We start from the raw sequence: 24837 nt of genomic DNA on the forward strand, positions 1-24837 counted from the left end.
TGCCGGTCAGCCTCATCCTGAGGAGACCGCGGAGCGGTCGTCTCGAAGGACGAGGCGCTTGCGCAGGCCGCGCGGCAGCGGCCCCTACCCGATCGCAATCCCGTTGCCGACGGTCCGGTTCAGGACCTGGGTCGACTTCTCGATGCGCTCGGCGGCGGCGTTCAGGGCGTTCACCACCGCGGTCTGGGTCATGCGGGCGCGCTCGACCGCGGCGTTGCGGAAATCCCGGAGCTCGGTCAACTCCTGCTCGAGGGTGCGGACACGGTTGCCGGTATCGATCAGTTCGTCGCAGACGGTCAGCGCGGCCATCACGGTGAGCCGTGCATCGCCGATCTCGCCGAATTTTCCGCGCAGCGACTGGATGCGTGTCTCCAGGGTTTCGGCGAGCTTGAGCAGCCGCACCTCCTGGCCCTCCTCGCAGGCCATGCGGTATTGCCGGCCGTTGATGGTGACGTTGATGTGGCTCATCCATCCTCTCCGGTATCGAGCACCGAGCGTATCGTGACGATTGCGGAATCCAGCCGGTCGGAGATCTCGCGATTGGTACGCTCGAGCTTGCGCGCCTTCACCAGCGCGCCGTCGAGCTCGTCGGCAAGCCGCGAGCGATCTGCACCCAAGGCCTGGATTCGCGCCGCAAGCTCGTTCTCGTCGCGATCGGCATCGCGCCGCCGCTCGACCGCGCTTTCGAGCGCATCGAGAGCCGCCATGAGCCTGCGGGTCGCGATCTCGATCTCGACGGCAGAGGACTCCGTCATGGCAGAGCTGTTGGACACGCGATCGTTCATGCAGTCAGCGGCGGAACCTGGCGGCCTTTGCCCAGTGGCCTTTCCCTGGAGCTTGCCGCCCGGCAAAAGACTCGGTTCGGCAAGCGGTTAGAAGCAGAAATTTACGTGGCAAGCTAGCCAAGCGCAACGCCGCCCGGAAACTATGCACCGATAGATCGGAAGGACATCGTCCCGATCGGGCGATTCCCACCGGCACGATCCCGGCGGAAAACCGGTCTCCACACAGGCAACTTTTACGGTCAAACCGGCGTTTGATTGCCTTGGACTCCCGGGACCGAGGTGCTATCCAGCCCCCATCTCCCGTGGCCGCCAGGCGCGATCCCGCGCGGCGTGCACGGCCATCAAGCGCCTCATTTCAGACGGATTTTCATCATGATGCAGCTCGACGCCACCCGTATGGCCCATACGCAGGTCGATGCCACCCGTATGGCCAACGCCATCCGTGGCCTTTCGATGGACGCTGTCGAGAAGGCGAAATCGGGCCATCCGGGCCTGCCGATGGGCGCCGCCGACATCGCCACGGTGCTGTTCACGCAGTTCCTGAAATTCGACGCCGCAGCGCCCGCCTGGCCGGACCGAGACCGCTTCGTGCTGTCGGCCGGCCACGGCTCGATGCTGCTCTATTCGCTGCTGTATCTCACCGGCAATGCCGAGATGACGCTGGACCAGATCAAGCAGTTCCGCCAGGTCGATTCGCTGACCCCCGGACATCCCGAGAATTTCCGCACCAAGGGCATCGAGACCACGACCGGCCCGCTCGGCCAGGGCATCTCGACCGCGGTCGGCATGGCGCTCGCCGAGAAGATGCTCGCCGCCGAGTTCGGCAAGAAGATCGTCGACCACCACACCTATGTGCTCGCCTCCGACGGCGACCTGATGGAAGGCGTCTCGCAGGAAGCGATCGCGATGGCCGGGCACTGGAAGCTCAACAAGCTGATCGTGCTCTATGACGACAATGGCATCTCGATCGACGGCCCGACCTCGCTCGCCGATTCCGTCGACCAGGTGAAGCGCTTCAAGTCCGCCGGCTGGGCCGCCGAGAAGATCGACGGCCAGGACCAGGCCGCCATCGCCGCTGCGATTACGCGCGCGAAGAAATCCAACAAGCCGACGCTGATCGCCTGCCGCACCACCATCGGCTTCGGCGCGCCGAACAAGGCCGGCACCTCGAAGGTGCACGGCGAGGCGCTCGGCGCCGACGAGCTCAAGGCCGCCAAGGAAAATCTCGGCATCTCGCTCGAGCCGTTCGCGGTCGCCGACGACGTGCTGAAGGCCTGGCGTGATGCAGGCTCCCGTGGCGCAGCGGCACGGCAGGAATGGGAAGCACGGCTCGGTGAGCTCGGCAGCCGCAAGCGCGCCGAGTTCGAGCGCCGCCTGCGCCATGAACGTCCGGCCTCGCTGGCAAAGGCGCTGAAGGCGCACAAGAAGGATCTGCTGGAGAAGCCGCTCGTTGCCGCCACGCGCAAATCGTCGGAAGCAGCGATCGAGGCGATCGCAGCCGCAATGCCGATGGAATTTTTGGCGGGCTCGGCCGATCTCACCGGCTCCAACAACAACAAGGCGAAGTCGGCGACCGCCTTCTCCGCCAAGACGCCGAAGGGTCGCTTCATCCATTACGGCATCCGCGAGCACGGCATGGCGGCTGCGATGAACGGCATCTTCCTGCATGGCGGATTCGCACCGAACGGCGCGACCTTCCTCGTCTTCACCGATTATGCGCGTCCTGCGATGCGCCTTGCCGCGCTGATGGGCGCCGGTGTCGTCTACGTGATGACCCACGACTCCATCGGCCTCGGCGAGGACGGCCCGACCCATCAGCCGGTCGAGCATCTCGCCGCACTTCGCGCCATGCCGAACATGCGCGTGTTCCGCCCCTGCGATTCCATCGAGGTCGCCGAGTGCTGGGAACTGGCGCTGAACCGCGTCGACGGTCCGACCGTGCTGGCGCTGACGCGGCAGAACCTGCCGCAGCTCCGCACCACCGCACCGAACGACAACCCTTGCGCGGCCGGCGCGTATGAACTGGTTCCGGCGCAGGGCGAAGCCAAGGTGACGCTGTTCGCGTCGGGCTCGGAGGTCGAGATCGCAGTTGCCGCACAGAAGCAGCTCGCCGAGCGCGGCATCGCGTCACGGGTGGTGTCGGTGCCCTCGCTCGAGCTTTTGTTAGCGCAACCAGAAGCCAAGCGCGCCGCCATCATCGGCAATGCGCCGGTGAAGATCGCAATCGAGGCCGCAGTACGCTGGGGCTGGGATGCCGTGATCGGCCAGGATGGCGAATTCATCGGCATGCATTCCTTCGGCGAAAGCGGTCCGGCGAAGGAGCTTTACAAGCATTTCGGCATCACCGCCGAGGCTGCGGTTAACGCTGTGCTGAAGCGCGTTAGCTGAGAGTTGAGCTTGTCAAAAAAAAGGACTACGTAACGTCTCATATGATCAAGCCCCCGCCCGGCCGAACCGGGCGTCCGCCCTAAAAAATCCACGCAGGCGCGCGAAGCGCGTTCTGCGGGACGACAACGGTCATTGAAGGAGACGAAACATGGCAGTCCGCGTCGGAATCAACGGTTTTGGCCGCATCGGCCGCAACGTACTGCGGGCTATCGCCGAGTCAGGCCGCAAGGACATCGAGGTCGTCGGCATCAACGATCTCGGCCCGGTCGAGACCAACGCCCATCTGCTCCGCTTCGACAGCGTGCATGGCCGCTTCCCCGGCACCGTGACCGTCGATGGTGACTCGATCAGTCTCGGCGCCAACAAGATCAAGGTGACCGCCGAGCGCGATCCCTCGAAGCTGCCCTGGAAGGATCTCGGCGTCGACATCGCGCTCGAGTGCACCGGCATCTTCACCTCGAAGGACAAGGCCTCCGCGCATCTGACCGCCGGCGCCAAGCGCGTGCTGGTCTCCGCGCCCGCCGACGGCGCCGACGCCACCATCGTTTACGGCGTCAACCACGACACGCTGACCAAGGATCATCTGGTCGTCTCCAACGGAAGCTGCACCACCAACTGCCTCGCGCCGGTCGCCAAGGTGCTGAACGATCTCGTCGGCATCGAGACCGGCTTCATGACCACGATCCATGCCTATACCGGCGACCAGCCGACGCTGGACACGCTGCACAAGGATCTCTACCGCGGCCGCGCGGCCGCGATGTCGATGATCCCGACCTCGACCGGCGCCGCCAAGGCGATCGGCCTCGTGCTGCCGGAACTGAAGGGCAAGCTCGACGGCGTCGCGATCCGCGTGCCGACCCCGAACGTCTCGGTGGTCGACCTCAAGATCGTCGCCAAGCGCGCCACCGACGCCAAGGAAATCAACGCGGCGATGAAGCGCGCCTCTGAGCAGCAGCTCAAGGGCATCCTCGGCTACACCAGTGCGCCGAACGTCTCGATCGACTTCAACCACGACCCGCACTCCTCGACCTTCCACGAAGACCAGACCAAGGTGCAGAACGGCACGCTGGTGCGCGTGATGTCCTGGTACGACAACGAGTGGGGCTTCTCGAACCGCATGGCGGACACCGCCGTCGCGTTGGCGAAGGTGATCTGAGCGTTACTCTCGTGTCCCGGACGCGGCGCAGCGTGTCTTCACGGTGCGCCGCAGAGCCGGGACCCATGTCCCCCGCGTAGGTCCCGGTTCTGCAGCGCACCGCTTTGCGCTGCGCAGCGCCCGGGACAAGGAAGCGTCAGATGACCAACAAATTCCGCACCCTCGACGACGTCGACGTGAAGGGCAAGCGCGTGCTGCTGCGCGTCGACCTGAACGTGCCCATGGACAACGGGCGCGTCACCGACGCAACGCGGCTCGAGCGCGTCGCGCCGACCATCACTGAAATCTCGGACAAGGGCGGCAAGGTCATCCTGCTCGCGCATTTCGGCCGGCCCAAGGGCCGCGATGCCAAGGACTCGCTGAAGCCCGTTGCCGAAGCGCTGTCCAAGGTCGTGAAGAAGCCCGTCGCCTTCGCCGATGACTGCATCGGCGAGCCGGCGGCCACGGCGGTTGCAGCTCTGAACGACGGCGACATTCTGTGTCTGGAAAACACCCGCTTCCACAAGGAAGAGGAAAAGAACGATCCCGCCTTCGTCGCGGAATTGGCAAAGCTCGGCGACATCTGGGTCAGCGACGCGTTCTCGGCCGCGCACCGCGCCCACGCCTCGACCGAAGGCCTCGGCCACAAGCTGCCGGCCTATGCCGGGCGCACCATGCAGGCCGAGCTCGATGCGCTGGAGAAGGCGCTGGGCTCGCCGACCAAGCCCGTCATCGCCATCATCGGCGGCGCAAAGGTCTCGACCAAGATCGACCTGCTCGAAAATCTCGTGAACAAGGTCGATGCGCTCGTGATCGGCGGCGGCATGGCCAACACCTTCCTGCACGCCCAGGGCGTCGCCGTCGGCAAGTCGCTGGCCGAGAAGGATCTCGCCCCGACGGCGCTGCGCATCATGGAGAAGGCGGAAGCCGCCAACTGCGCGATCATCCTGCCGGTGGACGCCACCGTCGCCTATCATTTCGCCGCGAACGCGCCCTCGCACGCCTACGGGCTCGATGCGATCCCGGCCGAGGGCATGATCCTCGACGTCGGCCCGCAATCGGTCGTGCGCGTCCAGGCTGCGATCGACGATGCGGCGACGCTGGTCTGGAACGGCCCGCTCGGGGCCTTCGAGCTGCAGCCGTTCGACCGCGGCACCGTGACGGCCGCCAAGCACGCCGCCGAACGCACCAAGGCCAAGAAGCTGATCTCGATCGCGGGCGGCGGCGACACCGTTGCAGCCCTCAACCAGGCCCATGTGGCCGGTGACTTCACCTATGTCTCGACTGCCGGTGGCGCATTTCTTGAATGGATGGAAGGCAAGCCCCTGCCCGGCGTCGAAGTCCTGCGCATCAAGTAGTTCGTCTGCAAGAAAGAAGCGGCCCTGTAGGCCCAAACGGAGAAAAAGACACATGGCTCGGATCACGTTACGTCAATTGCTCGACCATGCAGCGGAGAACGATTACGGCGTACCGGCCTTCAACATCAACAACATGGAGCAGGCGCTGGCGATCATGGACGCGGCCAACCAGGTCGACGCGCCCGTGATCATCCAGGCCTCGCGCGGTGCGCGTTCCTACGCCAACGACATCATGCTCAAGCACATGATGGACGCAGTCACCGAGATCTATCCGCACATCCCGGTCTGCGTGCATCTCGACCACGGCAACGAGGCCGCGACCTGCATGACCGCGATCCAGGCCGGCTTCACCTCCGTCATGATGGACGGCTCGCTCAAGGCCGACGGCAAGACCCCGGGCGACTGGGGCTACAATGTCGGCGTCACCAAGACCGTGACCGACATGGCCCATCTCGGCGGCATCTCGGTGGAGGGTGAGCTCGGCGTGCTCGGCTCGCTCGAAACCGGCATGGGCGACAAGGAAGACGGCCACGGCGCCGAGGGCAAGCTCAGCCACGACCAGCTCCTGACCAATCCGGACGAGGCCGTGAAGTTCGTGCAGGAGACCAGGGTTGACGCGCTCGCGATCGCGATGGGGACTTCTCACGGTGCTTACAAATTCACCCGCAAGCCCGACGGCGACATCCTCGCCATGAACGTGATCGAGGAGATCCACCGCAAGCTGCCGAACACGCATCTCGTCATGCACGGCTCCTCCTCGGTGCCGCAGGACCTGCAGGACATCATCAACGCCTATGGCGGCAAGATGAAGCCGACCTGGGGCGTGCCGGTGGCCGAGATCCAGCGCGGCATCAAGCACGGCGTGCGCAAGATCAACATCGACACCGACAACCGCATGGCGATGACCGGCCAGATCCGCAAGGTGCTCAAGGACAACCCGGAAGAGTTCGATCCGCGCAAGTACCTGAAGCCGGCCATGGAAGCGATGACCAAGCTGTGCAAGCAGCGCCTGCAGGAGTTCAACACCGCAGGCCAGGCCTCCAAGATCAAGAAGGTGCTGACCACCGCCGAGATGGCCAAGCGCTACGCCAAGGGCGAGCTGGATCCGAAGGTGGCATGATCTCTCCCTCCCTCTCCCCGCTCTTCGCGGGGAGAGGGTTGGGGTGAGGGGCTCTCTCCGCGAGCCGTGCCCTATCGATAGACCTGTACCCCCTCACCCGGATTTTACGCATCGCGTAAAATCCGACCTCTCCCCGCAAGCGGGGCGAGGTGAAGGGCCGCCCGGCCAGCCCGACGCTTACCCTGACCTCCCCCCTTTACCCTGCGACGAACGTTAACTCGGCAATTGCCCGAGAACGGTCTATTTTCACGGGCAAGGGCAGAATCGTTTTGGGAGGACCTCTCGATGAATCTGACTGAGCTCAATGGGATCGCGACCGCCATGGTCGCGCCGGGCAAGGGCATCCTTGCCGCCGACGAATCCTCCGGCACCATCAAGAAGCGTTTTGACGCGATCGGCGTGGAATCGACCGAAACCAATCGCCGCGACTACCGCGAGATGCTGTTCCGCTCCAACGAAGCCATGAGCCAGTATATTTCCGGCGTGATCCTCTATGACGAGACGATCTGGCAGGATGCCAAGGACGGCACGCCCCTCATCAAGCTGATCGAGAGTAGCGGCGCCATTCCCGGCATCAAGGTCGACGAAGGCACGCAAGGCTTACCGATGTGCCCGGGTGAGCTCGTCACCGTCGGGCTCGACAAGCTCGCCGAGCGGCTGAAGAAATATTACGAGCGCGGCGCGCGCTTTGCCAAATGGCGCGCGGTGATCGACATCGGTAGCGGCATTCCCTCGATGACGGCGATCAGCGTCAACGCCCATGCGCTGGCGCGCTATGCCGCGCTGTGCCAGGCCGCGCAGATCGTGCCGATCGTCGAGCCTGAGGTGCTGATGGACGGCGACCACAATATCGATCGCTGCTATGACGTCACCCAGCGCGTGCTCAACAAGACGTTCCAGGAATTGCGCGTGCAGCGCGTCGCGCTCGAAGGCATGGTGCTGAAACCGAACATGGCGATCTCAGGCAAGAAGTCACCGAAGCAGGCTTCCGTCGAGGAAGTCGCGGAGAAGACGATCCGGCTGCTCAGGTCTTGCGTGCCCGCGGCGGTGCCGGGCATCGCCTTCCTTTCCGGCGGCCAGTCGGACGAGGAGGCAACGGCCCACCTCAACGCCATGCACAAGCTCGGCCCGCTGCCCTGGGGCCTGACCTTCTCCTACGGCCGTGCCCTGCAGGCCGCGCCGCAGAAAGCCTGGTCGGGCAAGGCCGAGAACGTCGCGGCCGGACAGCGCGCCTTCAGCCATCGCGCCCGGATGAACGGTCTCGCCTCCAAGGGCGAGTGGCAAAGCAGCCTGGAAAAGAAGGCAGCCTAGATCTTGTCGAACAAACCGCCCCCGCCGCGCCCGGCGCCGCGCCTTTATCTCGCGACGCCCGTCGTCGATGATCCCGCTGCGCTCGTCGCCGAGCTGCCGGGCCTGCTCGCCGCCGCCGACGTCGCGGCCGTGCTGCTGCGCCTGAAGGAAACCGACCAGCGCGGCATGATCTCGCGCATCAAGGCGCTCGCGCCGCCGGTGCAGAAAGCGGGCGCTGCGCTGCTCGTTGACGGCCATCCTGAGCTGGTCGCACGTGGCGGCGCCGACGGCGCACACCTGCCCGGCATCGCCGCGCTGAAGGAGGCGCTGCCATCGCTCAAGCCCGATCGCATCGCCGGCGTCGGCGGACTGACGACGCGGCACCATTCCATGGATGCGGGCGAGATGGGTGCCGACTACCTGCTGTTCGGTGAGCCCGACGCGAACGGCCAGCGGCCGTCGTCGCAGGCGATTGCCGAGCGGCTGGACTGGTGGGCCGAGCTGTTCGAGCCGCCCTGCGTCGGCTTTGCCACGTCGCTGGAAGAGGCCTACGACTTCGCGGCCAGCGGCGCCGATTTCGTGCTGGTCGGCGAGTTCATCTGGGCCGATCCGCGCGGGCCCAAGGCTGCGCTGATCGAGGCCGATGTTGCGATCAAGAAGGCCCACGCGACGGCGCCTGGCGGTCAAGATACTGCCGGTCAGGAGCACGGCTAGCGCCCGACATGAAGCTCCCGTGCATCACCATCCTGGCCACGCTGCTGCTCACAGGGCCCGCGGCCGCACAGCTCCAGATCACGCCACCGGCCACGACGCCGAGCCCTCCGGCCGAGAAGCAGAAACCCAAGGCGCCTCCGCCCGCCAAGAAGAAGGAGGCCGCGCCGGCGCCGAAACCTTCGGCCTCGCCCAAGCCGGCCGCTTCTCCAAAACCTCAGCTGCCCGCGACCGTGATCCCGGCGCCGCCGACCGACACGCCCGGTGTCGACCTGGTGTTCGGCGCCTATCAGCGCGGCCAGTACAAGACGGCGTTCGAGCTCGCCACCGCCCGCGCCCAAGCCGGCGATCCCAAGGCAATGACCATGCTGGGCGAGCTCTATTCCAACGCCATGGGCATCCGCCGCGACTACGCCAAGGCGCTCGAATGGTACAAGCGTGCCTCCGACGCCGGCGACCGCGAGGCGATGTTCGCGCTGGCCATGCTGCGCATCTCCGGCCGCGGCGGCCCGGTCGACAAGGGCGAGGCGGTCAAGCTGATGGCCTCCGCGGCCAAGCTCGGCGAGCCCAAGGCCGCCTATAATCTCGCTCTGCTCTATCTCGACGGCCAGACCTTGCCGCAGGACGTCAAGCGTTCCGCCGAGCTGTTGCGCCAGGCTGCGGACGCCGGCCTGCCCGAGGCGCAATACGCGCTCGCGACCTTCTACAAGGAAGGCACCGGGGTGCCGAAGGACTCGGAACGCGCGGTGCGGCTGCTGCAGGCGGCCTCGCTGGCGGACAATGTCGATGCCGAGGTCGAATACGCCATCGCCATGTTCAACGGCACTGGAACGCCGAAGAACCAGCCGGCAGCTGTCGCGTTGCTCCGCAAGGCCTCGCGCCAGGGCAGCGCCGTCGCGCAGAACCGCCTCGCCTGGGTGCTGATCAACGGTATGGGCGCGCCCGTAGACAAGGTCGAAGGCTTCAAATGGCATCTGGTGGCCAAAACCGCCGGCAAGGGCGATCCGGAGCTCGACAAGCAATTGTCCGAACTGCCGGCCGACGACCGGGCCAAGGCGGAGGCTGCCGCCAAGAAATGGCTCGGGACCAAATGACTTGACGCGGGGCCCCTCACGGGGCACCCAGTCCCTCAAACAGGCGTGTTTCTGCGCCAAATTCCCCCGATCAAGACCTAGAGCACATGCTGTATTCCGCCACTATCAACGTCATGGTCAAGGCGGCGCGCCGCGCCGGCCGCAGCCTCAAGCGCGATCTCGGCGAGATCGAGCATCTGCAGGTCTCGCTGAAGGGGCCGGCGAATTTCGTCTCGCTCGCAGACAAGCGCGCCGAGGAGATCCTCTACCAGGATCTCGCCAAGGCCCGGCCCGGCTACGGCTTCATCGGCGAGGAAGGCGGCACCCGCGAGGGCACCGACAAGAGCCACACCTGGATCGTCGATCCGCTCGACGGCACCACCAACTTCCTGCACGGCATCCCGCAATTCGCGATCTCGATCGGTCTTGCCCGCGAGGGCACGGTGATCGCGGGCGTGATCTACAACCCCGCCAATGACGAGCTCTACATCTCAGAGCGCGGCAAGGGTGCGTTCCTCAACGACCAGCGCCTGCGCGTCGCCGGCCGCCGCCAGCTCAACGAATGCGTGGTGGCCTGCGGCCTGCCCCACATCGGCCGCGGCGACCACGAGGAATTCCGCCGCGAGATGACCGCGATCCAGGACCGCGTCGCGGGCCTGCGCCGCTTCGGTGCCGCCTCGCTCGACCTCGCCTTCGTCGCCGCCGGCCGTCTCGACGGCTACTGGGAGCGCAATTTGCAATCCTGGGACATCGCCGCCGGCATGCTGATGGTGCGCGAAGCCGGTGGCACCGTGAGCGACATCGCGACGCCGGGCGATCCGCTGGTCACGGGGCACGTCGTGTGCGGCAATGAGTTCGTGCACGGGGAGCTGGTGAAGATTTTGCGGAAGTGACACTTTTAACCTCTCCCCGCCCTTCAGCGGGGAGAGGTCGGATCGCGTAGCGATCCGGGTGAGGGGCAAGGCAATCGGTAAGTCAAATCGACGGTCCATCCGACTCGCATTGCGATGGCCAAAGCGCTTTGACTGCAACATAGAGCGAGTTCGTAGAAGCAGCCCCTCACCCCACCCTCTCCCCGTAAGAACGGGGCGAGGGAGTGAGACAGCGTGCGCCCCTTACCAGCCCTCTTGGCTAAGGCTTCGCCCTCGCCGGCGGCCCGTACGCCTCGCCTTGCGTCACAGCCTCCGGCTCCCGATCCCCCGCCAGCACGCGCTGCACCGAGACGAAGAACACCGGCACCATCAGGAGCGCCAGGATCACCACGGCGATCATGCCGCCCATCACGACGCTGCCGAGCGCCTGCTGGCTGGCGCCGCCGGCGCCGTGGGCGATGGCCATCGGCAGCACGCCGCAGATGAAGGCGAGGCCCGTCATCAGGATCGGGCGGAAGCGCAGGCGGCAGGCCTCGATGGTGGCTTCCACCAGCGGCTTGCCTTCTTTCCGCAGATCCTTGGCGAACTCGATGATGAGGATCGCGTCCTTTGCCGCAAGGCCGATGATGGTGATGAGGCCGACGGTGAAATAGACGTCGTTCGGCAGGCCGCGCAGCATCGCCGCGATCACGGCGCCGACGATGCCGAGCGGCACGGTGAGCAGCACCGCGAGCGGAATGGTCCAGCTCTCGTAGAGTGCGGCGAGACACAGGAACACCACGAAAATCGAGAGGGCGAGCAGGAACGGCGCCTGCGATCCAGACAGCTTTTCCTGCAGCGACTGGCCGGTCCATTCATAGCCGAAGCCGCGCGGCAGCTTGCCGGCGAGCCGCTCCATCTCGGCGATGGCATCGCCCGAGGTGAAGCCGGGCCTGGCCTCGCCGGAGATGCGCACGGCCGGATAATAATTGAAGCCGGCGATCTGCGTGGGGCCGCGCGCCCATTCGACGGTGGCAAAGGACGAGAACGGCACGAGCTGGCCGCGGCTGTTCTTGACGTTGTAGTTGAGGATGTCCTCGGTCCGCATGCGGTCGCGGGCGTCCGCCTGCACCACGACGCGCTGCATGCGGCCACGGTTCGGGAAGTCGTTGATGTAGTTCGAGCCGAGATTGGTCGAGATCGTGTTGTTGATGTCCTCGAAGGTGACGCCGAAGGCGCCGGCCTTCTCGCGGTCGATGACGAGATTGACCACGCCCGCCTCGGGCAGGCCTTCGATATAGACCTTCTGCAGCACCGGGCTCGCATTGGCCTCGGCGATCAGCTGGTCGGCGGCGCGCATCAGGGCCGGATAGCCCTTCTGGCCGCGATCCTGCAGACGGAACGAGAATCCCGAGGAATTGCCGAGATTGTCGATCGGCGGCGGCTGCAGTGCGGAGATTTTTGCGTCGCGGACCGACGACCCCAGATCGCGGTTGATGTCATTGACGATCGCCGCGGCCGACTCGCTTGGGCCGCGCTCCGACCAATCCTTCAAGGTGATGAAGGCCTGCGCGGTGTTCATGCCCTGGCCGGAGAAGCTGAAGCCGGTGAGGAAGGTGACGTTGTCGACGCCGGGCCGCTGCGCCAGATATTTTTCGACCTTCTCGATCACGGCCTCGGTGCGGCCGTAGGACGAATCCGACGGCGTCTGCACGTCGGTGGTGATGAAGCCCTGGTCGTCGATGGGCAGGAAGCCGCCGGGCAGGCTGACGAAGGCCCAGGACAGGCCAACCAGCAGCGCGACATAGACCAGCATGAGGCGGCCGGTGCGCTTCAGCGAGAAGCCGACGGTGCGGGAATAGTTTTCCTTGCCGCCTTCGAGCATGCGGTTGAACCAGCCGAACACGCCCCGCTTCGCGTGGCCATGACCGGCCGTGACGGGCTTGAGCAAGGTCGCGCACAGCGCCGGTGTCAGCGACAGCGCCAGGAACGCGGAGAAGCCGATCGCGGCGACCATGGTCACCGAGAACTGGCGGTAGATGATGCCGACCGAGCCCGGGAAGAACGCCATCGGCACGAACACCGCCATCAGCACCAGCGTGATGCCGATGATGGCTCCCGATATCTGCGACATCGCCTTGCGAGTCGCCTCCTTCGGCGGCAGGCCCTCCTCGCTCATGATGCGCTCGACGTTCTCGACCACTACGATGGCGTCGTCGACGAGGATGCCGACCGCGAGCACCATGCCGAACATCGAGAGCATGTTGATGGAGTAGCCGGCGAGCAGCAGCGTGCTGCAGGCGCCCAGCAGCGCCACCGGCACCACGATGGTCGGGATGATGGTGTAGCGGATGTTCTGCAAGAACAGGAACATCACCACGAACACCAGCACCACGGCTTCGACCAGCGTCGTCAGCACCTTCTTGATCGAGGCCTCGACCACCGGCGTGATGTTGTAGGGGATCTCGTAGGAGATGTTGGCCGGGAAGAAGCGCGACAGCTCCTTCATCTTGGCCTCGACCGCGCTCGCGGTCGCCAGCGCATTGCCGGTCGGCGACATCAGCACGGAAAGTCCGGCGGTCGGCTTGCCGTCGAGGCGGGTGTTGAACTGATAGCTGAGGCCGCCGACCTCGATGCGCGCGACGTCGCGCAGGCGCACGGTCGAACCGTCGGCATTGGCGCGCAGGATGATGGCGCCGAACTCATCCGGCGAGGAGAGCTGGCCCTTGACCAGCACCAGCGCCGAGGTGCGCTGGCTCGACGTCGAAGGCTCGGCGCCGATGCTGCCGGAGGCGACCTGCGCGTTCTGTGCGGCGATAGCCTTGTTGACGTCGTCGGCGGCCAGCCCGTAGCCGACCAGTTTTGCCGGATCGACCCACACACGAAGACTGCGTTCGGTCGAATAGAGCGTGGCGCGGCCGACGCCGGGAATGCGGCGGACCTCGCCGAGCACGTTGCGAATCATGAAGTCGCCGAGGCCGACCTCATCGAGGCTGCCGTCGGTCGAGTTCAGCGTGATGATCTGGAGCACCGCGCTGGAGGCTTCCTCGATCAGGATGCCTTGCTGGATCACCGCGCGCGGCAGGCGCGCCTCGACGCGCTTGATGCGGTTCTGCACCTCGACCGAGGCCGCGCTGGTGTCGGTGCCCGGCACGAAATTGGCGATGATCTCGACCTGGCCGAGCGAGTCGCTGGTCGATTCGAAATTGAGGATGCCGGAGGCGCCGTTGAGCTCCTCCTCGATCAGCCGCGTGACGCTGTTGTAGAGGTTTTCCGGCGAAGCGCCGGGATAGCTGGTCGAGATCGAGATCGAGGGCGGCGCAATGATCGGATATTGCGCGATCGGCAGCAGCGGCACCGAGATCGCGCCGATCAGACAGATGAACAGCGCGACCACCCAGGCGAAGATCGGCCTGTCGATGAAGAAACTCGCCATGGCGCGTTACCGCGTCAGCTTCTGGGCGTGCCGGTTGTCCGCGGTCGCCTCCGCTTCCGACCAGGATTGCGGCTTGACCTTGTCGCCGGCCGCAAACTTCTGGAAGCCTTCGACCACGACCTTGTCGCCCGCCTTCAGGCCTTCGGTGACGAACCAGAGTCCGTCCTGCACCGAGCCCGTGCGCACCGGCTGCACCGCGATGTGGTTATCGTCCTTGACGACGAACACCTCGCTGCCGCCGCCGCCATTGCGCTGGATCGCCTGCTGCGGCACCGCGATCGCGTCGCTGTCGAGACCCTGGTCGATGCGGACGCGGACATACATGCCCGGCAGCAGCTCGCGCTTGGGATTGCGGAACTCGCCGCGCAGCGTCACCTGCCCGGTATGGGCATCGACCTTGGCATCCGAGAACAGCAGCTTGCCGTCGAGCGAATAGAGCGTGTTGTCGTCGAGCACGAGCCGCACCTTGGCGGCATCGACCGCGATGCGCTCGAGATCGCCGCTCTCGAAGGCGCGGCGGAGCTGGTTGAGCTCGGTCACCGACTGGGTGAAGTCGGCATAGATCGGATCGAGCTGCTGGATGGTGGCAAGATTGGTCTCGTTCTGCACCGCGAGCGCGCCCTCGCTGACGAGGGCCGCACCGACGACGCCGTCGATCGGCGCGCGCACGGTGGCATAGTCGAGGTTGAGCTTGGCGCGGGCCAGATCGGCCTTCCGGCCCTCGACCTCGGCATGGGCCTGGCGTTCGGCGGCGATCGCCTTCTCGTTCTCGGCCTCCGGGGCCGCGCGATCCCTGGTGAGGGTGGCAATGCGGTGCGCCTGCTGCTTGGCCTGCATCAACGCGGCCTCCGACTTGGCGAGCGCCGCCTCGTTCGCCATCACCTCGACCTCGAACGGACGCGGATCGATGCGGTAGAGCGGATCTCCGGCCTTCACCTCGCTGCCCTGGCGGAACAGCCGTTCGACCACGATGCCGGAGACGCGCGGCCGCACGTCGGAGACGCGCGTCGGCGCGATGCGACCCGGCAGCTCGCGAACCACGGCACGCGGCTGCGGCTTGACGACGACGATGCTGACGTCAGGATCGGTGGGCGGAGCGGTAGAGATGGCCGAGCTTGATTCGTCGCATCCTGCCAACAGCGGCGCCAAGGCCGCGAGCATCATTGCAACGCATGCCGATCGCGCACGAAGTCCTGACATGAAGTTAAGTGCCCCGATATTGTTGAAACTGCTAACGCGCCGCGCCGCCCGTTCTGGGTGATTTGCGCGCGGCTGATGCCGTCAAGATAGAATGGACTTGCTGCGACGCAACGCATGCTGCGGGCGGCTCAATGTCACACGACCTATCGTGCTGACCTTTTGAGGTTTTTTGGGACTCACCGGATTGTGAGTCGGGTTCCACACCAAGTGCTGCGACAGAAGATCGCAATCAATCGACGGCTTTCATCCGGTAATGGCTGACACCCCATTCGGTTCCGCCGGCATAGCCGAACAGGCCCGATGTCGCGAGGCAGAACCAGCGCCAGCGCCGCATCCAAAGACCGGTGTCATCGCCATAGACCTTGCGCAAGGCCGCCTCGATCGTCCCATGATGGGCGTCGAAATTGGCGAGCCAGTCGTTGGCGGTACGCTGATAATGCGTGCCGCTCCAGCACCATTCCTTCTCGACCGTGAAGATGTCGTCGAATTGCCTGACGAGGTGATGGCTCGGCATCAGCCCGCCGGTGAAGACATGCTGCGCGATCCAGTCCTCGCGATCGGCCGGGTCGAACAGGTGGGAGCCGGTGCGATGGGTGGCGATGTGCATGAAGAGGCGCGCCTCGGGCGCGAGCCATGAGCGCAGGCGCGTCATCAGCTTGCGCCAGTTCATCATGCGCTCGAACGTCTCGACCGCGACGATGCGGTCGAACCGGGCATCGGGCGCGAACGCATTCATGTCGGCGGTGACCACGCGCAGATTCGACAGCCCGCGCAGCCGCGCCTCCTCCTCGATCAGGGCGCGCTGCGCCTGCGAGGTCGACACCGCCGTCACCGTCGCGTGCGGAAACTGCCGCGCCATCCACAGCGACAGCGAGCCCCAGCCGCAGCCGAGCTCGAGGATGGCCTGGCCGTCGGCGAGACCGGCATGCTCGACGGTCTGGCGCAGCGCCTCCTCCTCCGCCTCCTGCAGGGTGGTCGCGTCCGTCTTGTAGAAGCAGCACGAATATTTGCGGTTGGGGCCGAGCACCTTCGCGACAAAGGAAGCTGGCGCCTCGTCGTGCCCGGCGTCCCCGGCAATCGGCCGCAACATCATCCGCCCGGCGAAGGCGGCATCGTCGGCCGCGTCCAATGCCGACAGCCGCGTCGCCGCCCGGGAGCACAGGCGCTGGATCGCCGCGCGAATCACGACGTCAGGCAGCGGCACGCGTTCAGCAGTCCCGATGATCGCGGAAACGACGCTCATGCGACCACTCCCTTGGTCAGGTCTCGTGGGGCAGCGGAGGGAAGAACGGGCAGGCGCCGGCGACAGCCGCAGCCACAGGGCACCGGCGGCCTGCGGAATGCCGAAGTTTTGCAAATTACGCGTTATCAAAGCGCGGTTTCCGCTTTGGGTTCCGAAAGCTCGCCAGAAATCGGCGCATCCGGCGCTTTTTTTGGACCGGGCCTGTGCCATAGTGCGCCCCGCAATCAAGTTCGTAACGGATGATACCGGCCATGCCGCCAGGCGCCTCGCCCCGCTCCTCCATGGACATCGAATACACAAAACTGTCCTCGCCCAGCGTCTTCCTGGTGCGGATGCTGGTCTTCCTGGTGCTGTGCACCCTGGTGGGCGTGGTGCTCTACAAGCAGATCGTCCAGGCCTTTTTCGCCAATCCCGGCCTCAACGCCCTGATCGGGGCGGTGCTGTTCATCGGCATCGTGCTGGCCTTCCGCCAGGTCGTCCGGCTCTACCCCGAGGTGTCCTGGGTCAACAATTTCCGCATCGCCGATCCGGGCCTTGCCCCCGCCCGGCACCCGAAACTGCTGGCGCCGATGGCGATGATCCTGGGCGGCGAGCGCACCGGGCGGATGACCATCACCCAGACCACCATGCGGCACCTGCTCGATTCGATCGCGACCCGCCTGGACGAGGCCCGCGACATCTCCCGCTACATGACCGGCCTCTTGGTCTTCCTCGGCCTGCTCGGCACCTTCTGGGGCCTGATCGAGACGGTCGGCTCGGTCGGCAAGGTGATCGACGGCCTCAAGGTCGGCAGCGATTCCGGGGCGCTGTTCGATACGCTGAAGGAGGGCCTCGCCGCGCCGCTCGGCGGCATGGGCATCTCGTTCTCCAGCTCCCTGTTCGGCCTCGCCGGCTCGCTGATCCTCGGCTTCCTCGATCTGCAATCGAGCCAGGCGCAGAACCGCTTCTACACCGACCTCGAGGACTGGCTCGCCACCACCGTGCGCGAATATGGCCGCGGCGAAGTGCCTGTCGCCGCCGCCGGCGGCGGGGTTGCCAGCGGCGAGCTTCAAGCCGCCGTCGAGCGGCTGCGCTCCGTGCTCGAGGACGGCAGTGCCAGCCGCGGCACCACCGCGGCGATGGCGAGCCTCGCCGAAGCCATCCAGGCGCTGGTCTCGCACATGCGCACCGAGCAGCAGATGATCCGCGAATGGGCCGACGGCCAGGGCGAGCAGAACCGCGAGATCCGGCGCCTGCTGGAACGGATCGCGCGCCAGCCGGAAAAGAGTTGAGACGGTATCGTGCCCCGGACGCGACGCAGCATGAAATGATGCGTCGCAGAGCCGGGGCCCATTCGAGAAAAACTCTGGGTCCCGGCTCTGCGGAGCAGCGTTACACGCTGCACCGCGTCCGGGACACGAAAGGACGGAGACGTAAATGGCTCTAGCGCGCGGCCGCCGCAGCGAAGGCGCCTTCAACTACTGGCCGGGCTTCGTCGACGCGCTGTCGACGCTGGTGCTGTCGATCGTGTTCCTGCTGTCGGTGTTTTTGGTGGTGCAGTTCTTCCTGTCGCAGGAGGTGACCGGCAAGGACAAGGCGCTCGAGCAGCTGAACGCCAAGATCGCCCAGCTCAACGAACTGCTGTCGCTGGAAAAGCTCGGCAAGCTCACGCTCGACGATCAGGTCTCGCAACTGAGGGCCGGCCTCGCCTCGGCCGAGTCCGAGCGCGACCGCGTCAAGGGCCTCTATGAGGGCTTGGCGGCCGCCGGCAGCGACGCGCAGGGCAAGACCACCGAGCTCGGCAAGGCGCTGGACTCCGAGAAGGCCGTTTCAGCGCGGGCGCTGGCGCAGATCGAGGTCCTGAACCAGCAGATCAGCGCACTGCGCCGGCAATTGGCGGCGCTGGAGGAGGCGCTCGATGCCTCCGAGAAGCGCGACAAGGAATCGCAGAACCGGATCGCCGATCTCGGCTCTCGCCTGAATGTCGCGCTGGCGCAGCGCGTGCAGGAATTGTCGCGCTACCGCTCGGAATTCTTTGGCCGCCTCCGCGCCATCCTCGGCAACCGCCCCGACATCCGCGTCGTCGGCGACCGCTTCGTGTTCCAGTCCGAAGTGTTCTTCGACACCGGCCAGGCGACGCTGCTGCCCGAGGGCCGCGCCGAGCTCGACACCTTGGCAGCCGCGTTGATCGAGCTCGACAAGAAGATCCCGAGCGATATTCCCTGGGTGCTGCGCGTCGACGGCCATACCGACGTGCGCCCGGTGAGCGGTGCGAACTTCAAGTCCAACTGGGACCTGTCGGCTGCGCGATCGATCTCGGTGGTGCAATATCTGATCTCGCTCGGCGTGCCCGCCCAGCGTCTCGTCGCCGCCGGCTTCGGCGAATTCCAGCCGCTCGACAACGGCAACACGGAAGAGGCCTTCAAGCGCAACCGCCGCATCGAGCTGAAGCTGACGGAGCGGTAGTGAGCGCGCTCCACCTCCGCCCCTACCGCCCCGAGGACGAGGAAGCCTCGATCGACCTCTGGCATCGCACCTGGCAAGAGGCCTATCCGCAGATCGACTTCGCCGCGCGGCTCGAATGGTGGCGCGAGCGCTGGCGCAAGGATCTGGTGCCGAAAGCCTCGATTGTCGTTGCGGAACAAGCCGGCGTGCTGACCGGTTTCGTCACCATCGACGGCGAGGGTTATCTCGACCAGCTCGTGGTCGATCCCGCGCATTGGGGCTCGGATGCGGCACGGCTGCTGGTGGACGAGGCCAAGCGCCTGTCGCCTTCGGGCGTCACGCTGCTCGTCAACAAGGACAACGCCCGCGCCATCCGCTTCTACGAGCGCAACGGCTTTGCCCATGCCGGCGACGACGTGAACCCGACCTCGGGCCGGCCGGTGCTGAAGATGGTGTGGCGGGCGTGAGGCCTGTCACGTTGGGGATCCCGCAGCGCCGGTTATTCGTTGTCTCAGGCATGACAAGCCGATGGAGACGATCGATGAAGCTGAGCGAGCTGGCCAAGGGGTCCTCGGTGATGCTGGCCGTCATCGTCGCCGGATATGTGTCGACGAGCTATGTCGACCAGCGCTTTGCGACATCGAGCGCCCCTGCGCAGACGAACAGCCCGGGATCATCAGCCTGCGTGGACGCGGACGGAAGCTGGAAGAACTGGCTGTGGCCGAACGTGCCGGCGCTCTCGCCGAAGTGCGAGCGATGAAACTGTCGGCGCCGCCTCACACCCCCTCGAACTGCAGCCTCGCGAGCCTGGCATAGAGCCCGTTCGCCGCCACGAGCTCGGCATGCGTGCCCTGCTCGACGATCCTGCCGTGGTCCATCACCAGGATGCGGTCGCAGGACAGGACGGTGGCGAGGCGATGGGCGATCACCAGCGTGGTGCGGTGGCGCATCAATTCTTCCAGCGCGGTCTGCACCAGCGTCTCGCTCTCGGCATCGAGCGCGGAGGTCGCTTCATCCAGCAGCAGCAGCGGCGCATCGCGCAGGATGGCGCGCGCGATGGCGATGCGCTGGCGCTGGCCGCCGGAGAGCGTCACGCCGCGCTCGCCGAGCGGAGTGTCGAAGCCTTCCGGCAGGCGGCGGATGAACTCGGCGGCGTGCGCCAGCTCGGCGGCGCGCTCGACCTCGGCATCGGTCGCATCGGGCCGGCCGAAGCGGATGTTTTCGCGCGCACTCGCGGCGAACACGTTGGATTCCTGCGGCACCAGCGCGATGCGCGAGCGGAAATCGCGGGGATCGGCGGACTTCACCGGCACGCCGTCGAGCGAGATCGCACCATTGCGCGGATCGTAGAAGCGCAGCAGCAGATGGAAGATCGTGCTCTTGCCGGCGCCGGAGGGACCGACGATCGCGACCTTCTCGCCGGGCCGCACCGTGAACGACACGGCGTCCAGCACGTTGACGTCGGGACGCGCCGGATAGGCGAAGCTGACGCGGTCGAAGCCGACCTCGCCGCGCGGCGGCACCGGCAAAGCGCGCGGTGCAGCGGGAGCGGCGATCTCGGGCTGCACGTGCAAGATCTCGAACAGGCGCTCGGCGGCGCCCGAGGCCGCCGAGACCTCGCCCCAGACCTCGCTGAGCTGGCCGAGGCCGGCGGCGGCGAAGGCCGCATAGAGCACGAACTGGCCGAGCCGGCCCGGCGTGATCGCGCCGGTCAAGACGTCATGCGAGCCGATCCAGAGGATCGCGACCACGCTGGCGAACACGATGAAGATGATGATGGCCGTGAGCACGGCACGGGCCTGGGTCGAGGTGCGCGCGGCCTCGTAGGCCTGCTCGACCTCGCCGCCGAAGCGCTTCTCGGCAAAGCCCTCGCTGGTATAGGCCTGGACGGTGCGGATCGCGCCGACCAGCTCGCCCGCATAGGCGGAGGCATCGGCGAGCGTGTCCTGCGCGTTGCGCGAAAGCCGGCGCACCCAGCGCCCGAACGCGACCAGCGGCAGCACGATCAGGGGAATGGCGAGCAGCACGAAGCCCGATAGCTTCGGGCTGGTGATCACCATCATCGCGGCAGCGCCAAGGAACATCATCAGATTGCGCAGCGCGATCGACACGGAGGCGCCGACGGCGGACTTGATCTGCGTGGTGTCAGCGGTAAGGCGCGAGATCAGCTCGCCGCTGCGCGCGGAATCGAAGAAGGACGGCGACAGCGAGAGCAGATGCGCGAACACGTCACGGCGCAGATCGGCGACGATGCGCTCGCCGATCGTCATCACGAGATAGTAACGCGCCGCGCTCGCCAGTGCGAGCACGGCGACGACAGCGATCATTACCGAGAAGTAGCTGTTGATCAGCTCGATGCCCTCGGGCGTCAGGCCGAAATCGATCATCCGGCGCACTGCGACCGGAACCAGCAGCGTGGTCAGCGCCGCGATCGTGAGCGCGACAAAGGCGAGTGCAGCCCGGCCGCGATAGCGGCTCACATAGGGCGCGAGCGCCAGCAGCGGCCTCAGCTTCGCGCGGCCCTTGGCGGGCTGCTCGATCAGCTCGGCCTCGATCGAGGAGGTGTCCGCCGGCGCGGTATCGCGCTCGTCGCGGTACTGGTCGTCAAGCCGTTCCACTGCGCTCATGAGATCGGACCCAAGCAGACAATTCTCCCCACATAGGCCGGTGCAAGAGGAGTGGCAAATCCGGGATGTCCCTTAGGGGACGGCCCGGTTCTCCAGTCCCCACAATGGCTTGTTTTAAGGGGGCCTGTGGGGTATAGAGCCGCCCAAATCCGTCATTCGCTAGCCACCCACGAAGGCGCCGGCGCGCCGAGGAATTGCCATGAAAGCCGAAATTCACCCGAATTATCATACGATTACGGTCGTGATGACCGACGGTTCCGAGTACCAGACCCGCTCCACCTGGGGCAAGGAAGGCGACAAGCTGCACCTCGACATCGACCCGAAGTCGCACCCGGCCTGGACCGGTGGCTCGCAGCAGCTGATGGACCGCGGCGGCCGCGTCTCACGCTTCCAGAAGAAGTTTTCGGGCTTTCTCAAAAAGGATTGATCCGGCCCGCAAGGCTGGAGACGAAAAACGCCCCCGGAGAGCCGGGGGCGTTTTTGTTTGTGCAACTGTCGTTCCGGGGCGATGCGTAGCATCGAACCCGGAACCTCGAGATTCTCTGGTGCGCAAGTGCGCACCATAGTTCGCGCTTCGCGCCCCGGAATGACAGAGGATGATGAAAGACAGATGGTGGGCACGGCGCTGCGAGCCTTTGCCCACCCTACGGCACCTGTGATTACCGCTCGAACGCGGCCTTCAGCGCGTTGAGGTGCGGCACCAGCGGGTTGCCGATGGCGACGTGTTCGGCCGGCGGGGTGTGGATGGTGGTATCGAGGCGGCGCACGCGGGTCTGCAGGCTCATCGAGCGATGGATCAGTTCCTGGAGCTGCGAGGGCAGCTTCTCGATGGTGTCGGCGGGGCCGGGATCGGCCGCGGTGAGCTTGACCTTGGTCTTCTCGCGGTTGGCCTGCATCAGCGTCATCTCGCCTTCCTTGACCGCGCGATGCAGCAGCAGCCAGGAGGCGAGCTGCATCAGGCGGGTGGTGAGACGCATGCTCTCGGTTGCATAGGTGAGGCTGACGGCACGATCGAGCGCCTTGGCCTCGACCCGGCCGGCGCCGTCGAGATAGGCGGCGGTCTCTTCGACCAGATCCATGCCCTCACGGAACAGGACGCCGAACGCCGCAGAATTGGTGAACCGCTCGCTGAGTTGAACGAGAGCACCTTCGGCTTGCAAACGTTCCATGGTTAACGCCCCTTACGCAACTGTTTACCGGTCCGGCTTTGGCGCCGGATTATGATGAACAAATCATTGCGCGGGCGAGACGCGGAGTCCAGCGACAAGCGCGGATATGGTTTCCGCGGGTCATTCCTCGGAATTCAACCGCGAATAGACTCTTGGTTTGACGCTCTTTCTTGACGCGAACCGATACCCACTTCGCTCGAAAACGCCTTGGACCAAAAAAAGAGCCGCCGGAGACCGGCGGCTTTGAAAGTTGATAACAGGGAGGCGTCAAACAGAGTGGACAGGAGCCACTCGGTGTCCAAACGAGGACAGTTCCAGTCATAAACCCGAAAGCTTAATCGACCGTAAACGAACGAATTTTTTGAGGGTTCGTTAGCCATGTCGGCCAGCGGCCGAGTGCGGTGCGGAACAAAACTCGCAGTCGTCGCGCCCAGCGACAAATCCCGGTGTCGTCCCGGACAAGCGTAAGCGCCGATCCGGGACCCAGCCACAGGCGGATGTGATGTGGCGACGGGACTCGGAGTTGCCGGCTTCGCGCGACGACTGCACGCTGTGGGTATGGGTCCCGGATCGGCGCGCGCTTGTGGCGCGCTTGTCCGGGACGACGGTGGACGGTGATGGTGCGGCGGCAACTACGACTTGAAGAAACTGTTCGCCGCATCGCGCGAGGCGCGCTTCTTGGTGGCGGCTTCTTCCAGTCTGGCGATCTCGGTCTTCAGGAGAGCGACACGCTCGGTCAGCTCCTCCACCGACAAGAGTGAGAGATCCTGTCCGATTTCGTGCGTGACCTTCTTGCGCGGGCGGTCGTCGTCTTCGATCGGCATGTCGTTCCTCCTGCGTTCGCGCCTGTCACACGGCTGAGGCGGTTGCCAGCTTGGGCCGCGCTGGCTAAGCAATGGCCTCGTTCCTCCCGCACCTTTGCTCAAGGACACATCATGGACAAGCTGCCCGCGCAAATGACCGTGGTCGCCATCTCCAAGCCCGGCGGACCGGAGGTGCTGGTGCCGGAACAACGCAGCCTTCCGCAGCCCGGTCCCGACGAGATCCTGGTCAAGGTGATGGCTGCCGGCGTCAACCGGCCCGACGTGGCGCAGCGCTCCGGCGCCTATCCGCCGCCGCCCGGCGCCAGCGACCTGCCCGGACTCGAGATCGCCGGCGAAGTCGTGGCGGTCGGCAGCAACGCCAAGCGGCACAAGATCGGCGACAAGGTGATGTCGCTCGTCGCCGGCGGCGGCTATGCGCAGTACTGCATCGCGCAGGACGCCCAGGCGATGGGCGTGCCGCTGGCACTGTCGATCAAGGAAGCCGGCGCGCTGCCGGAAACCCTGATGACGGTCTGGCACAATGTGTTCGAGCGCGGCGGCCTGAAGGCCGGCGAGACGCTGCTGATCCATGGCGGCTCCTCCGGCATCGGCACCATGGCGATCCAGCTCGCGAAGGCATTCGGCGCGAAGGTGTTCGTCACCGTGGGATCGCAGGACAAGATCGACGCCTGCCTCAAGCTCGGTGCCGATCGCGCCATCAATTACAAGACCGAAGACTTCGTCACTGTCGTCAAGGAAGAGACCAACAAGGCCGGCGTCAATCTGATCCTCGACATGGTCGCCGGCGACTATGTCGACCGCAACTATGATGCCGCCGCCGTCGATGGCCGCATCGTCCAGATCGCGACCCTCAACGGCCCCAAGATCACCGCCAACATCGCCAAGGTGATGGTCAAGCGCCTCACCCATACCGGCTCGACGCTGCGCCCCCGTAGTAATGCGGACAAGGCGGCGATGGTGGCCGCAATCGAGCAGAAAGTGATGCCACTCTTGCGCGAAGGCCGTGTCAAACCGCTGATGGACAGCACTTTCCCGCTGGAAAAGGCTGCCGACGCGCACCGGCGCATGGAGACGAGCGCACATATTGGCAAAATTGTGTTGGAGGTCTAGGCCAGCGGCCCACGGGAGACGCCGGAAACCCTTTGATTTTCCTCGCTTTCGTGGCATCTATCGCGACGCACCGAACCAATTCTGTCCGGTGTG

At 65.7% G+C, this 24837-nt stretch carries 22 protein-coding genes; 14 read left to right on the plus strand and 8 right to left on the minus strand.

Features of this window, described 5'->3' with window-relative positions:
* Positions 1 to 84: 84 nt before the first annotated feature.
* Positions 85 to 468: a cell division protein ZapA gene (locus tag ACVJ19_RS02335; RefSeq protein ID WP_212372419.1), complete on the minus strand. Its 384-nt coding sequence runs from the start codon at positions 466 to 468 to the stop codon at positions 85 to 87.
* A complete protein-coding gene (locus tag ACVJ19_RS02340; RefSeq protein ID WP_020608063.1) occupies positions 465 to 785 on the minus strand; it encodes a DUF4164 domain-containing protein in 321 nt (106 codons plus the stop codon). Before ACVJ19_RS02340 ends, ACVJ19_RS02335 begins: the two co-directional genes overlap by 4 nt.
* Before the next feature lie 372 nt (positions 786 to 1157).
* On the opposite strand from ACVJ19_RS02340, the gene tkt reads away from it, so the two are divergent.
* The 8 genes from tkt to ACVJ19_RS02380 all read left to right on the plus strand — a co-directional run bounded on the left by tkt (position 1158) and on the right by ACVJ19_RS02380 (position 10753).
* Positions 1158 to 3173 carry a transketolase gene (tkt, locus tag ACVJ19_RS02345; RefSeq protein ID WP_453947844.1) on the plus strand — a complete coding sequence of 672 codons (2016 nt, stop codon included), beginning with the start codon at positions 1158 to 1160 and terminating at the stop codon, positions 3171 to 3173.
* A 148-nt stretch (positions 3174 to 3321) separates the two neighbouring features.
* Complete coding sequence (gene gap / locus ACVJ19_RS02350) at positions 3322 to 4329, plus strand: type I glyceraldehyde-3-phosphate dehydrogenase (RefSeq protein ID WP_018646694.1); 1008 nt, start codon at positions 3322 to 3324, stop codon at positions 4327 to 4329.
* Between the two features lie 140 nt (positions 4330 to 4469).
* The gene (locus ACVJ19_RS02355; protein WP_453947845.1) at positions 4470 to 5666 is read left to right on the plus strand and encodes a phosphoglycerate kinase; all 1197 of its coding nucleotides are present in this window, start codon (positions 4470 to 4472) and stop codon (positions 5664 to 5666) included.
* 52 nt (positions 5667 to 5718) lie between these two features.
* On the plus strand, positions 5719 to 6786 hold the full coding sequence (gene fba, locus ACVJ19_RS02360; protein ID WP_453947846.1) for a class II fructose-bisphosphate aldolase: 1068 nt from the start codon (positions 5719 to 5721) through the stop codon (positions 6784 to 6786).
* Positions 6787 to 7071: 285 nt separating this feature from the next.
* Positions 7072 to 8097, plus strand: a complete 1026-nt coding sequence (locus ACVJ19_RS02365; protein ID WP_453947847.1) for a class I fructose-bisphosphate aldolase — start codon at positions 7072 to 7074, stop codon at positions 8095 to 8097.
* Between the two features lie 3 nt (positions 8098 to 8100).
* Positions 8101 to 8790: a thiamine phosphate synthase gene (locus tag ACVJ19_RS02370; protein ID WP_453947848.1), complete on the plus strand. Its 690-nt coding sequence runs from the start codon at positions 8101 to 8103 to the stop codon at positions 8788 to 8790.
* Between the two features lie 8 nt (positions 8791 to 8798).
* Complete coding sequence (locus ACVJ19_RS02375) at positions 8799 to 9881, plus strand: tetratricopeptide repeat protein (RefSeq protein WP_453947849.1); 1083 nt, start codon at positions 8799 to 8801, stop codon at positions 9879 to 9881.
* Between the two features lie 86 nt (positions 9882 to 9967).
* On the plus strand, positions 9968 to 10753 hold the full coding sequence (locus tag ACVJ19_RS02380) for an inositol monophosphatase family protein (protein ID WP_453947850.1): 786 nt from the start codon (positions 9968 to 9970) through the stop codon (positions 10751 to 10753).
* Between the two features lie 238 nt (positions 10754 to 10991).
* Here the strand turns inward: ACVJ19_RS02380 and ACVJ19_RS02385 are convergent, their stop codons facing one another.
* The 3 genes from ACVJ19_RS02385 to ACVJ19_RS02395 all read right to left on the minus strand — a co-directional run bounded on the left by ACVJ19_RS02385 (position 10992) and on the right by ACVJ19_RS02395 (position 16590).
* Entirely contained in the window at positions 10992 to 14147 is a 3156-nt protein-coding gene (locus ACVJ19_RS02385; RefSeq protein ID WP_453947851.1) for a multidrug efflux RND transporter permease subunit, read from the minus strand.
* 6 nt (positions 14148 to 14153) lie between these two features.
* The gene (locus ACVJ19_RS02390; protein WP_453947852.1) at positions 14154 to 15347 is read right to left on the minus strand and encodes an efflux RND transporter periplasmic adaptor subunit; all 1194 of its coding nucleotides are present in this window, start codon (positions 15345 to 15347) and stop codon (positions 14154 to 14156) included.
* Between the two features lie 229 nt (positions 15348 to 15576).
* Positions 15577 to 16590, minus strand: coding sequence for a class I SAM-dependent methyltransferase (locus ACVJ19_RS02395; protein WP_453947853.1), 1014 nt, complete (start codon positions 16588 to 16590; stop codon positions 15577 to 15579).
* A gap of 251 nt (positions 16591 to 16841) precedes the next feature.
* Here ACVJ19_RS02395 and ACVJ19_RS02400 point away from each other — a divergent pair, with 251 nt between their 5' ends.
* From ACVJ19_RS02400 to ACVJ19_RS02415, 4 genes are all read left to right on the plus strand, one after another.
* Positions 16842 to 17861 carry a flagellar motor protein MotA gene (locus ACVJ19_RS02400; RefSeq protein WP_453947854.1) on the plus strand — a complete coding sequence of 340 codons (1020 nt, stop codon included), beginning with the start codon at positions 16842 to 16844 and terminating at the stop codon, positions 17859 to 17861.
* 145 nt (positions 17862 to 18006) lie between these two features.
* Positions 18007 to 19035 carry a peptidoglycan -binding protein gene (locus ACVJ19_RS02405; RefSeq protein ID WP_453947855.1) on the plus strand — a complete coding sequence of 343 codons (1029 nt, stop codon included), beginning with the start codon at positions 18007 to 18009 and terminating at the stop codon, positions 19033 to 19035.
* Complete coding sequence (locus ACVJ19_RS02410) at positions 19035 to 19481, plus strand: GNAT family N-acetyltransferase (RefSeq protein WP_453947856.1); 447 nt, start codon at positions 19035 to 19037, stop codon at positions 19479 to 19481. Before ACVJ19_RS02405 ends, ACVJ19_RS02410 begins: the two co-directional genes overlap by 1 nt.
* Positions 19482 to 19555: 74 nt before the next feature.
* Positions 19556 to 19774, plus strand: a complete 219-nt coding sequence (locus tag ACVJ19_RS02415; protein ID WP_453947857.1) for a hypothetical protein — start codon at positions 19556 to 19558, stop codon at positions 19772 to 19774.
* Positions 19775 to 19790: 16 nt separating this feature from the next.
* On the opposite strand, the gene ACVJ19_RS02420 is transcribed toward ACVJ19_RS02415, so the two are convergent.
* Complete coding sequence (locus ACVJ19_RS02420) at positions 19791 to 21641, minus strand: ABC transporter ATP-binding protein/permease (protein WP_453947858.1); 1851 nt, start codon at positions 21639 to 21641, stop codon at positions 19791 to 19793.
* A gap of 199 nt (positions 21642 to 21840) precedes the next feature.
* Between ACVJ19_RS02420 and rpmE the strand changes: the two genes are divergently transcribed.
* A complete protein-coding gene (rpmE, locus tag ACVJ19_RS02425) occupies positions 21841 to 22068 on the plus strand; it encodes a 50S ribosomal protein L31 (protein WP_018646677.1) in 228 nt (75 codons plus the stop codon).
* Positions 22069 to 22300: 232 nt separating this feature from the next.
* Here rpmE and rcdA read toward each other — a convergent pair whose 3' ends face one another.
* Both rcdA and ACVJ19_RS02435 read right to left on the minus strand, forming a co-directional pair.
* Positions 22301 to 22810: a protease adaptor protein RcdA gene (gene rcdA / locus ACVJ19_RS02430; RefSeq protein ID WP_453947859.1), complete on the minus strand. Its 510-nt coding sequence runs from the start codon at positions 22808 to 22810 to the stop codon at positions 22301 to 22303.
* 632 nt (positions 22811 to 23442) lie between these two features.
* Entirely contained in the window at positions 23443 to 23634 is a 192-nt protein-coding gene (locus ACVJ19_RS02435) for a DUF1192 domain-containing protein (RefSeq protein WP_018646675.1), read from the minus strand.
* A gap of 111 nt (positions 23635 to 23745) precedes the next feature.
* Here ACVJ19_RS02435 and ACVJ19_RS02440 point away from each other — a divergent pair, with 111 nt between their 5' ends.
* A complete protein-coding gene (locus tag ACVJ19_RS02440; protein WP_453947860.1) occupies positions 23746 to 24744 on the plus strand; it encodes an NAD(P)H-quinone oxidoreductase in 999 nt (332 codons plus the stop codon).
* The last annotated feature ends 93 nt before the right edge of the window (positions 24745 to 24837 follow it).

It is taken from the genome of Bradyrhizobium sp. USDA 376 (genome assembly GCF_054063675.1).

Bases quoted from the DNA above. Each gene is read 5' to 3' on its own strand.
- ACVJ19_RS02375 (WP_453947849.1), top strand. From the start codon at position 8,799: ATGAAGCTCCCGTGCATCACCATCCTGGCCACGCTGCTGCTCACAGGG.
- ACVJ19_RS02340 (WP_020608063.1), bottom strand. From the start codon at position 785: ATGAACGATCGCGTGTCCAACAGCTCTGCCATGACGGAGTCCTCTGCC.
- ACVJ19_RS02420 (WP_453947858.1), bottom strand. From the start codon at position 21,641: ATGAGCGCAGTGGAACGGCTTGACGACCAGTACCGCGACGAGCGCGAT.
- ACVJ19_RS02365 (WP_453947847.1), top strand. From the start codon at position 7,072: ATGAATCTGACTGAGCTCAATGGGATCGCGACCGCCATGGTCGCGCCG.
- ACVJ19_RS02395 (WP_453947853.1), bottom strand. From the start codon at position 16,590: ATGAGCGTCGTTTCCGCGATCATCGGGACTGCTGAACGCGTGCCGCTG.
- fba (WP_453947846.1), top strand. From the start codon at position 5,719: ATGGCTCGGATCACGTTACGTCAATTGCTCGACCATGCAGCGGAGAAC.
- rpmE (WP_018646677.1), top strand. From the start codon at position 21,841: ATGAAAGCCGAAATTCACCCGAATTATCATACGATTACGGTCGTGATG.
- ACVJ19_RS02435 (WP_018646675.1), bottom strand. From the start codon at position 23,634: ATGCCGATCGAAGACGACGACCGCCCGCGCAAGAAGGTCACGCACGAA.
- ACVJ19_RS02380 (WP_453947850.1), top strand. From the start codon at position 9,968: ATGCTGTATTCCGCCACTATCAACGTCATGGTCAAGGCGGCGCGCCGC.
- ACVJ19_RS02390 (WP_453947852.1), bottom strand. From the start codon at position 15,347: ATGTCAGGACTTCGTGCGCGATCGGCATGCGTTGCAATGATGCTCGCG.
- rcdA (WP_453947859.1), bottom strand. From the start codon at position 22,810: ATGGAACGTTTGCAAGCCGAAGGTGCTCTCGTTCAACTCAGCGAGCGG.
- ACVJ19_RS02385 (WP_453947851.1), bottom strand. From the start codon at position 14,147: ATGGCGAGTTTCTTCATCGACAGGCCGATCTTCGCCTGGGTGGTCGCG.
- gap (WP_018646694.1), top strand. From the start codon at position 3,322: ATGGCAGTCCGCGTCGGAATCAACGGTTTTGGCCGCATCGGCCGCAAC.
- tkt (WP_453947844.1), top strand. From the start codon at position 1,158: ATGATGCAGCTCGACGCCACCCGTATGGCCCATACGCAGGTCGATGCC.
- ACVJ19_RS02400 (WP_453947854.1), top strand. From the start codon at position 16,842: ATGCCGCCAGGCGCCTCGCCCCGCTCCTCCATGGACATCGAATACACA.
- ACVJ19_RS02405 (WP_453947855.1), top strand. From the start codon at position 18,007: ATGGCTCTAGCGCGCGGCCGCCGCAGCGAAGGCGCCTTCAACTACTGG.
- ACVJ19_RS02440 (WP_453947860.1), top strand. From the start codon at position 23,746: ATGGACAAGCTGCCCGCGCAAATGACCGTGGTCGCCATCTCCAAGCCC.
- ACVJ19_RS02355 (WP_453947845.1), top strand. From the start codon at position 4,470: ATGACCAACAAATTCCGCACCCTCGACGACGTCGACGTGAAGGGCAAG.
- ACVJ19_RS02415 (WP_453947857.1), top strand. From the start codon at position 19,556: ATGAAGCTGAGCGAGCTGGCCAAGGGGTCCTCGGTGATGCTGGCCGTC.
- ACVJ19_RS02335 (WP_212372419.1), bottom strand. From the start codon at position 468: ATGAGCCACATCAACGTCACCATCAACGGCCGGCAATACCGCATGGCC.